The sequence below is a fragment of the Mycobacterium deserti genome, from assembly GCF_025345615.1.
GTDB lineage: Bacteria > Actinomycetota > Actinomycetes > Mycobacteriales > Mycobacteriaceae > Mycobacterium > Mycobacterium deserti.
In genome coordinates this window covers 156,684-169,461 of record NZ_JAODWD010000001.1, presented here as the reverse complement: position 1 = coordinate 169,461, position 12,778 = coordinate 156,684, and the positions used below count along the sequence as shown (strand labels likewise).

General features: G+C 68.0%; 13 protein-coding genes. 4 read left to right on the top strand and 9 right to left on the bottom strand.

Features of this window, described 5'->3' with window-relative positions:
- The 6 genes from N4S67_RS00810 to N4S67_RS00785 all read right to left on the bottom strand — a co-directional run bounded on the left by N4S67_RS00810 (position 1) and on the right by N4S67_RS00785 (position 6,079).
- A complete protein-coding gene (locus tag N4S67_RS00810; protein WP_260991042.1) occupies positions 1-1,284 on the bottom strand; it encodes a 13E12 repeat family protein in 1,284 nt (427 codons plus the stop codon).
- Between the two features lie 41 nt (positions 1,285-1,325).
- Positions 1,326-2,000, bottom strand: a complete 675-nt coding sequence (locus tag N4S67_RS00805) for a methyltransferase family protein (RefSeq protein ID WP_260991041.1) — start codon at positions 1,998-2,000, stop codon at positions 1,326-1,328.
- A gap of 9 nt (positions 2,001-2,009) precedes the next feature.
- The gene (locus N4S67_RS00800) at positions 2,010-3,560 is read right to left on the bottom strand and encodes an ABC transporter permease (protein WP_260991997.1); all 1,551 of its coding nucleotides are present in this window, start codon (positions 3,558-3,560) and stop codon (positions 2,010-2,012) included.
- 98 nt (positions 3,561-3,658) lie between these two features.
- Positions 3,659-4,564, bottom strand: coding sequence for an ABC transporter ATP-binding protein (locus N4S67_RS00795; protein WP_260991040.1), 906 nt, complete (start codon positions 4,562-4,564; stop codon positions 3,659-3,661).
- Positions 4,561-5,226 (bottom strand): TetR/AcrR family transcriptional regulator, encoded by a 666-nt coding sequence (locus N4S67_RS00790; RefSeq protein ID WP_260991039.1) that lies wholly within the window; start codon positions 5,224-5,226, stop codon positions 4,561-4,563. Before N4S67_RS00790 ends, N4S67_RS00795 begins: the two co-directional genes overlap by 4 nt.
- Positions 5,227-5,389: 163 nt before the next feature.
- Complete coding sequence (locus tag N4S67_RS00785) at positions 5,390-6,079, bottom strand: O-methyltransferase (protein ID WP_260991038.1); 690 nt, start codon at positions 6,077-6,079, stop codon at positions 5,390-5,392.
- Positions 6,080-6,253: 174 nt separating this feature from the next.
- Between N4S67_RS00785 and sigE the strand changes: the two genes are divergently transcribed.
- The 4 genes from sigE (at position 6,254) to tatB (ending at position 9,398) form a co-directional block, all read left to right on the top strand.
- Complete coding sequence (gene sigE, locus N4S67_RS00780; RefSeq protein ID WP_260991037.1) at positions 6,254-7,033, top strand: RNA polymerase sigma factor SigE; 780 nt, start codon at positions 6,254-6,256, stop codon at positions 7,031-7,033.
- An 88-nt stretch (positions 7,034-7,121) separates the two neighbouring features.
- On the top strand, positions 7,122-7,517 hold the full coding sequence (gene rseA / locus N4S67_RS00775) for an anti-sigma E factor RseA (protein ID WP_260991036.1): 396 nt from the start codon (positions 7,122-7,124) through the stop codon (positions 7,515-7,517).
- A gap of 9 nt (positions 7,518-7,526) precedes the next feature.
- Entirely contained in the window at positions 7,527-9,017 is a 1,491-nt protein-coding gene (gene htrA / locus N4S67_RS00770) for a serine protease HtrA (RefSeq protein WP_260991035.1), read from the top strand.
- A 3-nt stretch (positions 9,018-9,020) separates the two neighbouring features.
- The gene (gene tatB, locus N4S67_RS00765; protein ID WP_260991034.1) at positions 9,021-9,398 is read left to right on the top strand and encodes a Sec-independent protein translocase protein TatB; all 378 of its coding nucleotides are present in this window, start codon (positions 9,021-9,023) and stop codon (positions 9,396-9,398) included.
- Positions 9,399-9,414: 16 nt separating this feature from the next.
- On the opposite strand, the gene N4S67_RS00760 is transcribed toward tatB, so the two are convergent.
- From N4S67_RS00760 to N4S67_RS00750, 3 genes are read right to left on the bottom strand one after another with little or no spacing between them, the layout of a single operon-like run.
- Positions 9,415-10,059, bottom strand: a complete 645-nt coding sequence (locus N4S67_RS00760) for a glycoside hydrolase (RefSeq protein ID WP_260991033.1) — start codon at positions 10,057-10,059, stop codon at positions 9,415-9,417.
- A gap of 54 nt (positions 10,060-10,113) precedes the next feature.
- On the bottom strand, positions 10,114-11,247 hold the full coding sequence (locus N4S67_RS00755) for an Mrp/NBP35 family ATP-binding protein (RefSeq protein WP_260991032.1): 1,134 nt from the start codon (positions 11,245-11,247) through the stop codon (positions 10,114-10,116).
- A 34-nt stretch (positions 11,248-11,281) separates the two neighbouring features.
- Positions 11,282-12,694, bottom strand: coding sequence for a lytic transglycosylase domain-containing protein (locus N4S67_RS00750; protein ID WP_260991031.1), 1,413 nt, complete (start codon positions 12,692-12,694; stop codon positions 11,282-11,284).
- Between the last annotated feature and the right edge of the window lie 84 nt (positions 12,695-12,778).

The window sequence follows — 12,778 nt, the reverse complement described above, 5'->3', positions numbered from 1 at the left end:
TCAGGCGGCAGCGAACTCGGCGAGTACGTGCGCGAGCTGCGCCTCGACCGGGCTTGGCGTGGACCGGTCGAAGTGGAGTAGAGGCGGCGCTTGGGATTGATGTCGAGCACCGGTAGGGGTGGTGACTTCGGAAATGTGCGCGCCGTCGCGCCGCCGCAGAGTTGTCACGCGCCAGCCGGGGGCTTCCTTGGCGTAGTTGCAGGCCTCGCAGGCCCCGAGACCGTTCAATTCGCTGGTGGCTCCGCCGGCGGCGTGCGCGTTGGCGTGGTCGGTATGACGAATTGGCGCATCGCAGTAGGGGGTTCGGCAGGTGTTGTCGCGCAAGGCGATGAATCGAGCAAGCGCGTCGGGGAAGCGTCGGGCCCGTGATTCCATGGCAACCAGCGCGCCCGACGAGGGGTGGCGGTACAGCCGGCGCAGGGTCGCCTTGGAGCGCTCGTCGGCGATCGCGTCGCTCGCCAGGCGGCAGGCGATGGCGGCGGGAATTGGGCCGTAGCCGGGCACCTGCCCTGGCGCGGTGTCCCCGCCGAGCAGGGTTTCGTCGGTGACGACCAGGTTGACTGTGACAGGGACCGGGACGTCGGCCGGTCGGCCGGTGACGCGCTCGACAAGGGTGTCCGCCATCACCTGTCCGCGGCCCCGACCGTCACCGCAAGCGTCACCTGCGCGCCTCAGCGCGGCGTACACCGCGACCCCCTGCGCCATGGGCAGAAAGGCCGTCACGTAGGCCATGTTGTCGGGCGCGGGTCGACTGGTGACGGTGCGTTCGGATTCCGCCCGCACCGCCCTGTCGACGACGGCGTGGGGGTCGAGGCGATAGGCGATGGCTTTCGCGTCCGCCTCAATCCGCTTGTCCCCCCGACCATTCAATTTCGATGAGTCGGCGCACATCTCGGCGTCCAACGCCCGCCGATCCTCGATCTCCAGGCACGCCGACTCACGCACGATCAGAGTGGCGCGCCATTCGGAAAGAGCACCGGTCTCCAGCGCCGCCAGAGTATGCGGCATTTCGTGGACCAGGGCGCGGGCGAACCCCAGATGGCGACCGCCCCGATTGGGGGAATCCCGCCGTGCCAGGGCGATCTCGCTCGCCAGGCCGCGTCCGCGTTTCGCCGCGGGAATCCCGCGATGGGCTTCGGCGCAACGACGATTCTCGTCGAGTGCGGCGGTCAGTCGGGCCTGACGCGCCGCGGCGGCGGACTTGAGCAGTTCCAGTTCGCTGAGCTGCTCGATCAGCGACGCCTCGTCGGCAGCGAGGTCGATTTCAAGCGTTCTCTCGAACATGTGTTCGATACTATGTCACTGGTCGGACAAGTCGCGCATCCTCACCAGACGTACGGCACCAACCGATGGTGCACCTTGGCCATGTAGTCGCGGTAGCCGTCGAGTTCCTGTTCGAGCATCGACTCCTCGTCGAAGATGCGCACTCCGAGCACCGGCAGGCCGAAAGCCAGAGCGAGCAGCCCCCAGTACGAGTCGAGCGCGAGCGGCGTGCCGATCATCATGATCAGCGTTCCGAAGTACATCGGATGTCGCACAAGCCCGTACAAACCCGTGGTGACCACCGTCTGCTCGGCCTCGACGGTGATCGTCGCAGCTGCATAGCTGTTCTGCACGACGACCAGTTGCGCGATCCCGAGGCCGACCCCGACCAGGATGTCGCCGACGATCACCACCTGCGTCGGCACCTGCGACCATCCGAACCGGTGGTCCAGTGCGCTGACGATCAGCACCGCCACCACCATCGCGACCGTGCCGGTGATGGCGAACTTCTGCACCGTTCGGGTCTCGGCGGTCGGTCCCGCGTGCATGCGACGGCGCAGTGCGGCCGGGTTCCTCACCAGGAGATAGATGCTGGAGCCCATCGCGGCGACCAAGAACACCGAGATGAAAACCCACGCCTGCCAATAGTTCACTGTGCCAGCGGGCACGAACAGCAACACTGCGAAGAAGGCAAACCCGAATAGGCCTGACGCCACCGACTGCAATGCCGTTTTCACGACTCCTCCTCAGGCCGCGTCGCGACGGCGGTAGAGCGCACCGGCCGCGAGCGTCAGCACCGCGGCGACGACGAACATCACCGTCAGCGACATCACCGGGTAATCCAACGGAGCCGTGGTCCGTCCCACCGGCGACAGGTCGACCAGCCACTTCGGCAACCGCAACAGCGCACCGAGATAGAGCGACAGGACTACGAAAGTGACGGCAAGCCAGCCGAACCAAGGCCGCTTCAGTGCAACCGCGACTGCGGCGACTCCGGCCAGCACGGCCATGGCAGGCACGTAAGCCAGACCGGCGAGCGTCAGCCGCACGACGGTGGCCGGTTCACCGAGGGTGAGCCCGGCGCCCAGCCCGTTGCCCAGCCCAGCGAAGAACATCAGCACGACGGACCCGGCCACTGCGGAGACCACCGCACCGATCAGCCAGTGCCACCGCGACACCGCGCCGGCGAGCACTGGTTCCCCGAGCCCGTTCTCCTCGTCGTGGTACACCCGCAGCACGGCGCCGACGACGTACGCGGAGGCGGCCGCGGCGAGGAACTGGGTCATGGTTGTGTAGACGCCGTCATTGCCCTGCGCTGCGAGCACCCGCTGTATCAGCTCATTGCTCTGCGCGGCGTCCAGAAGGGATTTGGTCATCGAGCCGAATGCCAACCCGCCCAGGAACACTCCGACGGTCCAGCCGATCGTCTGACCTCGCTGCAAAGTCACGTGCAGTGCGATGACGCTGTTGATCGCACGTGCATTCGGACGTTCACCGCTCGACGGAATGGTGCCGTCGTCGTACTGCCGCTTGCTTTCCAGGACCGCGGCCACCGCCATCATCGCGACGGCGAGACCGACCAGCAGGAGGAACGGCCACCACCGCAGATCGACGAATGCGCGCATCTGCTGTGCCCACGCGATCGGCGAAAACCAGCTGAGCGGGCTGCCGGAGTTGTCGATCACGTCGCCGATGCCACGCACGAGGACGGCCAGCGCGAGCACGGCCATCGCCGCACCGGTCGCGGTGCGCGACTGACGCCACAGCTGTGCGGTGACGGCGGCGACGGCACCGAACACCATCGCCGCGCCCGTGACGCCGAAACACATCGCCGCCGTGTCGACGACACCGAACCCGGTCGAGGCCATGGCCACGGTCATCGTGACGGCAAGTACTAAGTTCACCGCAGCGACGACGATCAGCGCCGCGAAGGTGCGGGCATAACGGCCGACGACCGTGGACAGCACGAGTTCGGCTGCGCCGCTTTCCTCCTCGGCGCGGGTGTGCCGAATAACGGTGAGAATGGCCAAGATCGACGTCGCGACGACCAGCGTCAGCATCAGCTCGTTGGCCATCATCGCACCGAGTTCGGTCTCGTTGCCACCGAACATGGGCCCGCCCATGATGATCGCGGCGGGCGTCTTCATCAGCTCCACCCTGGCCTGGCGCTGCGCCTCGTCGGGGTAGGCCAGCTTGATCGCGTTGGGCGCATACACCATCGTCAGCGTGAGGGCCGCGATCCACACGGACAGCCGAACGCGGTCGCGACGCAGAGCCAGGGTGATGAGGCTGCCCATTCCGGTCCACGGAGACCCTGCGGCTGCGGCCTCGTGTCGTCCGGTGCGCGGTGCTCTGGTCGCTGTATCCACGGTAGCCGGCCGAGCTGCTCCGGCGCTCATCGCAGCGCCCCCTGGTACTCGCGCAGGAACATGTCCTCGAGCGAGGCCGGCGTCACCGTCAGCTCCTGGATGCCGAGACCGGTGAGGCGCTCCATGATGGCGTCCAGATCGGCGCGGTCCACCGAGAACGTGAATTGGTGATCCTCGCTTGTGAAATCGTGCACGGACGGCAGTTGCGCGAGCGCGGTGCCGTCGCCGCGGGTGCGCACGGTGATGGTGGTGCGCATCAGGTGCCGCAAGTCCTCGAGGGTGCCCGACCGCACGGCTCGGCCGGCCCGGATGATCGTCACGCTGTCGCAAAGCTTCTCGACCTCGGCGAGGATGTGGCTGGACAACAGCACCGCAGCGCCGCGCTCGGCGACTTCGGTGACGCACTGCTGAAACGCCTTCTCCATCAACGGGTCCAGCCCCGATGTGGGTTCGTCGAGGATGAACAGCTCGGCGTTGGTGGAGAAGGCGGCGACGATTGCGACCTTCTGTCGGTTGCCCTTCGAGTACGTGCGGGCCTTCTTGTGCGGGTCGAGTTCGAAGCGCTCGAGCAACTGGTCGCGACGAGCCGTGTCGACGCCGTTGCCCCGTATCCGAGCGAGGAAGTCGATGGCCTGCATGCCGGTCAGGTTGGGCCACAGCGTGACATCACCCGGGACATAGGCGATGCGGCGGTGCAGTGCGACGGCGTCATGCCAGGGATCACCGCCGAGTAGGCGGACGGTGCCTCCGTCGGCGCGCAACAATCCGAGCAGCACGCGGATGGTGGTTGACTTGCCGGCCCCGTTGGGTCCGAGAAAGCCGGTGATGTCACCGGGCGCGACGGTGAGGTCCAGGCCGTCGAGAGCCTTAGTTCGCCCGAAAGATTTGGTCAGGCCATGGATTTCGACGGCGAGCTGAGAACTGGTGGTCATTGTTGCGCTCCTTCGTGTGATGTGCTGAGTGGAATGCCTTTCTCGCGCTGTGCGCGGAATGCGTCGTACATGGTGGCGTCGCTGAGCAGTCCGACGGTGAAGACTTCGAGGGCGGGCAGCACCATCTCCTCGCCGTACTCGCGCAGCACGGCGCGCAGATCGCTTTGGTTGTCGTGCATCTGCAGATACAGAAGGAAGCCGCCGCCGCTGCACATCGCCAGATACTTGGCCCTGGCGCGGGGGTCGGGACTCGGCTTGATGGTGCCCGCCCGCACGCCCTCTTCCATGTACTCGTAGACGTTGTCGATCATTTTCTGCCAGAACGCTTGTGCCAGTTCGCTTCCGGACTGCATGCTGCGGACCAGGTACGCCATCAACGGTGCGTAGGACTCGATCTCGGCCATCTGCGCGAACCACGCCGCCGGATCGGTTGAGGTGATCGACTCGGACTTCGACTGGCGAATCTCCTCGGCGATGTAAGCGTCGCACGCCTTGCGTAGGCCGTCCTTGGAGCCGAAGTGGTGGATCACCAGCGCGGCGCTCACCCCGGCGGCGTCGGCAATGGCACGCAGGCCGACGGTGAAGCCCTGCTCGCCCCACTGCTGAATCGCGGCATCGCGGATGCGGGCGATAGCCGTGCGATCGTCGGCGGTTGAACGCATGTTCAGTACACTAAACGCGCGTTCAGTCGGCAGTCAAGAGGGCTGCCGCGAGCGAGCCGCGACGGGTGCCCAGTTGCGCCGAAATGGAATTCCGGGCGCTCAAGACGCGTGCTTGATGACCGGGAATTCCATTTCGGCGCAAAAGGGGGCGAAAAGGGGGGAGTTAGTCGCGGGCGGCGGCGAGCAGGCCGTCGCCGAGCGGAACGAGCACCGGGGTCAAGCGCTCGTCCTCGGCGATCAGCCGGGCCGCCTCGCGCACGGCGCTGACTTCGGCGTCGTTGGCGTTGGCGTCGCCGGCCCGGCCGCCGAGCGCCGCGCGATGCACGACGATCGCGCCGCCGGAACGCAGCAGTCGCACTCCCTCGAGCACGAAATGCGGCTGGTCGATCGGGTCAGCGTCGATGAACACCAGGTCGTAGGACTCATCGGCCAGTCGGGTGAGCACGTCTTGGGCCCTGCCGCTGATCAGCCGCGTGCGACCCGGTCCGATGCCCGCTTCGGTGAACGCCTGCTTGGCGATGCGTTGATGTTCGGGCTCGACGTCGATGGTGGTGAGCACACCGTCCTCCCGCATGCCCGACAGCAACCACAGCCCGCTCACGCCCGCTCCGGTGCCGACCTCGACGACCGCCTTGGCGCCGGTCACCTTGGCGAACACGCAGATCAGCGCGCCGACGGCGGGTGTGATGGCGCCCGCGCCGATGTCGACGGCGCGTTCGCGGGCGGCGGCGACGATCGCGTCCTCGGAGATCGATTGCTCGGCGTGCGTGACGATCGATTCGGCGCGGCTCTGCGGATGGTTGTCGCCGCCGGGGCGGCTCCCGGGCCCGATGACGTCGTCGATGCCGGCCATGCCCGCAGCGTAAGCTACGCCAGAATGCCCGCGCCGCGACACGCCCGGCGTGACATGCGGATTTGAGCGTCGCGGCGGCCGGTTATCCCAGGTCGAAAATGGGTAGCAATCTTTCTCAGGAAATGTTCAGTTTGCTCATATGCCAACCACACCACGGTCGGAGACGGTATCCGCATGGACGACGGCGCACGCTGGCACTCGCGGAATAACCATGCGGATTTTCATGTTTCCGCCGATATCGAGCCGTCGATCCGTCATGACGGCTGTCACCAGGAGGATCTGACGACCACTTCAAGCGCCCCTGCAGCACCGACTGCCCCTGCCTCGATGGCACATCTCGAGCAGTACACCGACGGGGAGTGGGTTGAGCCGTCCGACGAACTGATCGGCACCGCGGTGTTCGACGCCACCGGCGACGTGGCGACGATGCCGTCGTGGGACGAGTTGGTGCGCCAGCACGCCGACCGCGTCTACCGGCTGGCCTATCGCCTGTCGGGGAACCAGCACGACGCCGAGGACCTGACGCAGGAGACGTTCATCCGCGTCTTCCGCTCGGTGCAGAACTACCAGCCCGGCACCTTCGAGGGTTGGTTGCACCGCATCACGACCAACTTGTTCCTCGACATGGTCCGTCGGCGCAGCCGCATCCGGATGGAGGCCCTGCCTGAGGACTACGACCGGGTGCCCGCCGAGGACCCGAACCCCGAGCAGATCTACCACGATTCGCGGCTTGGCCCCGACCTGCAGGCCGCACTCGACTCGCTGCCCCCTGAGTTCCGCGCCGCCGTCGTGCTGTGTGACATCGAAGGGTTGTCCTACGAGGAGATCGGCGCCACGTTGGGCGTGAAGCTGGGCACTGTGCGCAGCCGCATCCACCGCGGCCGACAGGCCCTGCGGGACTACCTGGCACGCCACGGCGACGGGTCGGTTCGTGACGCAGCTCGGTCAGCCTGACAGATCGCGCGTGTTCGGCGAGCCGTGCCGCGCTACATTCGAGTCAGCGCGTCGGTCACGACGCCGCCAAGCGGGAAGGAGCTGGGTGATGGTCGACCCGGGACATGTGTTCCGTCGCGCATTCTCCTGGCTGCCCGCTCAGTTCGCCTCCCAGAGTGGTGAACCGGTCGGTCCGCGTCAGTTCGGCTCGACCGAGCACCTGTCCACCGAGGCGATCGCCGCGTTCGTCGACGGCGAGCTGCGGATGAACGCTCACCTGCGCGCCGCGCACCACTTGTCGCTGTGCGCGCAGTGCGCGACGGAGGTCGAGGCTCAGCGGCAGGCACGAGCCGCGTTGCGGGATTCATGCCCGATCGTCGTGCCCAGCTCGTTGCTCGGCATGTTGTCGCAGATCCCGCACCACTCCCCGCAGGACGTTCCCGACGAGCCTGCTCCGCCGCAGTTAGCTGACGGCAGCACGCGATCGCGACGTAAACGTCGGTAGGGTGGTCGGGTGACGAATCTGGACCAGTCCGGGCGGGATCGCCTGGAGCCGCGCCCTGTCTCGCGCCCTCCCGTAGATCCGGCGGCGCGACGCACATTCGGCCGCCCCGACGGGGTCAGCGGGTCCTTCCTCGGCGCCGAGAAGTACCGCAACCAGCCCGAATTCACGCCAAAGGACAGACCGTCCGACCCCGTGTTGGCCGAGGCGTTCGGCAGGCCCTACACCGGTGGCGAGTCGCTGCAGCGCCACCCGGCCGACGCAGGCGCCCTGGAGGCCGAACGCCGCGGGCCCGGCACCGACGAACCCGACGATCCGTGGCGCGACCCCGGCGCCGCGGTGGCCCTCGGCACTCCCGCGCTGTCTGAGCCCGCGCACGCTCCGGCGAATGTCAGCATGGGCAAGGTCGGCGTGCGCGACGTCCTGTTCGGCCGCAAGGTCTCCTTCATCGCACTCGCGGTCCTCGGCATCATCGCGCTGGTCATCGGATTCGCCGGCGGCTGGGTCGGCCGCAAGACCGCCGACGTCGTCGAGGCGTTCACCACATCGAATGTCACGCTGGATACCTCGGACAGCGGACCTCCGCCCGAGGGCCGCTTCGCAAAGGTCGCTGCCGAGGTGGCCGACTCGGTCGTCACGATCGAGGCGACCAGCGAGCAGGAGGGTTCGCAGGGCTCCGGCGTCGTCATCGACCCGCGCGGCTACATCGTGACCAACAACCACGTGATCTCCGAGGCGGCGATCAACCCCAGCAAGTACAAGATGCACGTCGTGTTCAACGACGGCGAAGAGGTTCCCGCCAACCTCGTCGGCCGCGACCCCAAGACCGACCTCGCGGTGCTGAAGGTCGACAACGTCGAAGACCTCTCGGTGGCGAAGATGGGCGATTCCGACAAGCTGCGCGTCGGCGACGAAGTCATCGCCGCGGGCGCACCGCTGGGCCTGCGCAGCACCGTCACCCAGGGCATCATCAGCGCACTGCATCGGCCCGTGCCGCTCTCAGGCGACGGCTCGGACACCGACACCGTGATCGACGGTGTGCAGACCGACGCGTCGATCAACCATGGCAACTCCGGCGGCCCGCTGATCGACATGAACGGCAACGTCATCGGTATCAACACCGCGGGCAAGTCGCTCTCGGAGAGTGCCAGCGGTCTCGGCTTCGCGATCCCGGTCAACGAGGTGAAAACGGTCGTCGACGCACTGATCAAGGACGGCAAGATCGCGCACCCGACGCTCGGGCTGACCGCCCGGTCGGTGAGCAACGATCTGGCTTCGGGCGCGCAGGTGGCCAACGTGAAGGCGGGCAGCCCGGCGGAGAAGGCGGGCATCCTCGAGAACGACGTCGTCGTCAAGGTGGGTGACCGCGACGTCGCCGACGCCGACGAGTTCGTGGTGGCGGTGCGCCAGCTCAAGATCGGCCAGGACGCGCCGATCGAGGTGGTGCGCGACGGTAGGCGCGTCGTGCTGACCGTCAATCCCGGCCCCGACAACACGGTCTAGCCGATGTTCGCCAACATCGGCTGGGGCGAGATGCTGATCCTGGTGGTCGCCGGTCTGGTGATCCTGGGGCCGGAACGGCTGCCCGGCGCGATCCGCTGGACGTCGAGCGCGCTGCGGCAGGCGCGCGACTACATCAGCGGCGCCACCAGCCAGCTGCGTGAGGATCTCGGCCCGGAGTTCGATGATCTGCGGCAGCCGTTGAGTGAGTTGAACAAGCTGCGGGGTATGACGCCGCGCGCCGCGCTCACCAAGCATCTGCTCGACGGCGACGACTCGGTGTTCACCGGCAAGTTCGACAAGCCGGTCAGCGCACCGCCGCCGACGCCCGTCAAGCCCGAACAAGCCCCGGTCACAACGCCTTTCGACTCCGACGCCACCTGATGCTGCCGCCGCGTCGTCAGATGAAGTACTTCTCAGATCCGGTCGGGTAGCCGCCGCCGGTGGTGGCGATGTGGATGTGGTCGAAGTGGTTGGCGGTCTCGTTGCCGTAGTCCGCAGTCCAACTCGGTGCGCCGACACCGGGATAGAAGCCCTGACGCCAGATCACGTGGATGACGCCCCACCGCTTGGCGTTCGCCAACGCCATCCCGGCGATCTGGTTGCCGAGCTCGATGCCCTCTTCCGAGCCGTGGTTCGGGATCATCACGTCGATCGCCAGGCCTTCGGGGTGCCACCGCAACGGATCCTGCCGGTAGCCCCCGATGGTGGTGATCTCGGGGAACAGCACGCTGATGGCACGCGCGACCCGGATCGTGTTGACCTGTAGGCCGCCCTCCGGCGCCAGACCGGGCGGCAGCTCGAACGGCGTGGCGGTGGTGGCAACGGGGGCGCTCGCCGCCATCAGCGCGGCCGCGGGCGGCGGACTGCCGGGCGGCGGTGGGCCGGGGACCACCGGTTGGCCGGACGGAGCAGGTGGGGGACTAGCAACCGGTGGTGCGGCGGTTTGGGCGTAGAACAGGCCGGCAGAAACCAAGATCGAGACGGCAAGTGCCAACCATCGCCCGCGGCCGTTGGCTAACAATGCCTTCCCCACGAATGGCACTTTATCGTCGCGTGTGACAAGGCGGGGGGATCTTCGTATTCGGTAATCGGACGGTTATCGGCCTGCGGGGTCCAGACCCAGCGACATGCCTGCCAGCCCGCGCTTGCGGCTCGACAGCGCGTCGGCGATGCTGCGCAACTCCTTGCCCGCCGCGGAATCCGGCGCGGACAGCACCAGGGGAACCCCGGAATCACCCGCGGCCACCAGCGCCGGGTCGATCGGAACCTGGCCCAGCAGCGGCACATCGGCGCCGACGGAGCGCGACAGACTCGCGGCGACCTGCTTGCCGCCACCTTCGCCGAACAGGTGCATGGTGCTGCCGTCGGGCAGCAGAAGCCCGGACATGTTCTCCACCACACCGGCGATGCGCTGCTTGGTCTGCAGGGCGATCGCGCCGGCCCGTTCGGCGACCTCGGCTGCGGCCAGCTGCGGTGTCGTCACCACGAGGATGTCGGCGCCGGGGATGAGCTGGGCGACCGATATCGCAATGTCTCCGGTGCCGGGCGGCAGGTCGAGCAGCAGCACGTCCAGATCGCCCCAGTAGACGTCGGCCAGGAACTGCTGCAGCGCGCGGTGCAGCATCGGGCCGCGCCACACCACCGGGGTGTTGCCCTGGGTGAACATCGCGATCGAGATCACCCGCACGTCGTGGGCGACGGGTGGGACGATCATCGACTCGACCTGGGTGGGCCGGTCGGTGGTGCCCATCATGCGGGGCACGGAATGGCCGTAGATGTCGGCGTCGAGCACGCCGACGGACAGTCCGCGCGCGGCCATGGCCGCTGCGAGGTTGACCGTGACGCTGGACTTGCCGACCCCGCCCTTGCCCGATGCAACGGCGTACACCCTGGTCAGCGACCCGGGCTGGGCGAACGGGATGACGGGCTCGCGGGAATCACCCCGCAGCTGCTTGCGCAGCTCGGTGCGCTGTTCGTCGCTCATCACGTCGAGCTCGACGGTGACGGCGCCGGTGCCGGGCACGTCGGCGACCGCGCGGCTGACGCTCTCGGAGATCTCGCTCTTCTTCGGGCATACCGAGGTGGTCAGGTACACCTCGACGTGCACGGCGCCACCGTCGGCAACGGTGACGTTCTTGACCATGCCGAGTTCGGTGATCGGCCTGCGCAACTCGGGGTCGATCACTTTGGCGAGGGCGGCGCGAACCGCGGCCAGCTCAGGAGAGGACATCACCGTCGAGTCTAAGCCGACTGAACGGGTGTCCTTAACCGACGGGCCCCGGCGGCGGTCCGGGCGCCGGCGGGGGCGGGGGCGCTGCCCCGGGTGCGGGAACCGGCTCGGGTGCGGCCGCGGGTGCTGCGGCCGGCGGCGGACCGGGCAGGCCGGGGGCCGCCGGGCCAGGGGCCTGGGGAGCCAGCGGCTGCGCGACGGGCGGTGCCCCCGACGCGGGTTGCAGCGGCGGCGCGGGCTGATCCTGAATGCAGAACACCGCGCACTGAGGTTGCGGCTCCGGGGGCAACCACGGCGGACGCCACGGCTCCGGCTGGGCCGGTGTGTTCGGCGGTGCCTGCGGACCCGGGGCGGGCCCCGGTAGCGGTCCGAGTCGCTGGCCGGGCACGCCGATCTGGCTGGCGACGGAGTCGCGCTCGAGCATCGGCAACATCGCCAACGGATCGTTGGCCGGCAGGCCGAGTGCGTTCAGCGGCAGCCCGGGGCCGAGGCCCTGGTATTGGGTGAGCTCGGTGAGGTGCACATCGCCGGACTCGTCGAGCGTGGGCACCGATCCGGTGATCGGTGGCAGGTCCATCGGCACGACGCCCGTGGCGTAGGCGGCCGCCCAGCCCAGCACGTTGCGGGCGTAGGCCATCGAGTTGTTGTAGCGCAGGATCGCGGCCATCACATGAGACTGGTCGCGCAGGTTCATGTTGCCGCTGCACAGGTACCGGGCCGCGGCAAGAGTCGAGTCGAACAGGTTCTGCACGTCGGCCTTGCCGTCACCGTCGCCGTCCGACGCGTAGCGCGACCACGTGCCGGGCAGGAACTGCATGGGGCCCATCGCCCTGGCGTAGGTGACGCGTTCGGCCGTGCGGTTCTGCACGATGATCTCGTTGCCGGGCAGCGTGCCGTCCAGCGCGGGTCCGTAAATCGGCCGCACCGGAGTGCCACGCGCGTCGGTGGCGCCGCCGTTGGCGTGCATCGACTCGATGCGCCCGATGCCCGCGAGCAGGTTCCAGCTCACGCCGCACCCGGGGTAGGCCGAGGCCATCATGCGCTCGGCGTTCCGGTAGGCCGACAGTGCCATCCCCGGAATACGAAGCGTGCCAGGCGAATTGACCATCGCGGCCGGGGCGGGAGAGGAGACCATGGAGGCCGCGATGTGAATCGGCGACGGCGTCTTGGTGACGGCCACCACCGAAGCGCCTTCGCGGCTGCCCGGTGACGGCTGGACAGCAGCCAGCGGTGTCACCGCCGCGTCGTGGACCGATGCGCCGGGAGCCGACGCACCGACGGCGCCGGCCAGGATGATCGGAACGATGACCGCGACGCCGAAAGCGCCGCGGCTGCTCGGGACCGAGATGGCACTTCGGACACGAGGAGCCGACGAGGTGGCTTTGCGCACGGCTCGCCCCACCTGGCGTCGCGCTGCCTCGAGGGCGGCTCCTCCCCCTATGTGCACTCAACCGTCCTAAGTTCGCGATGGCCTGTGAACCAAGTCACCATACATACTCCGGAACCCGCGCGTTACAGCAATGCCACATGC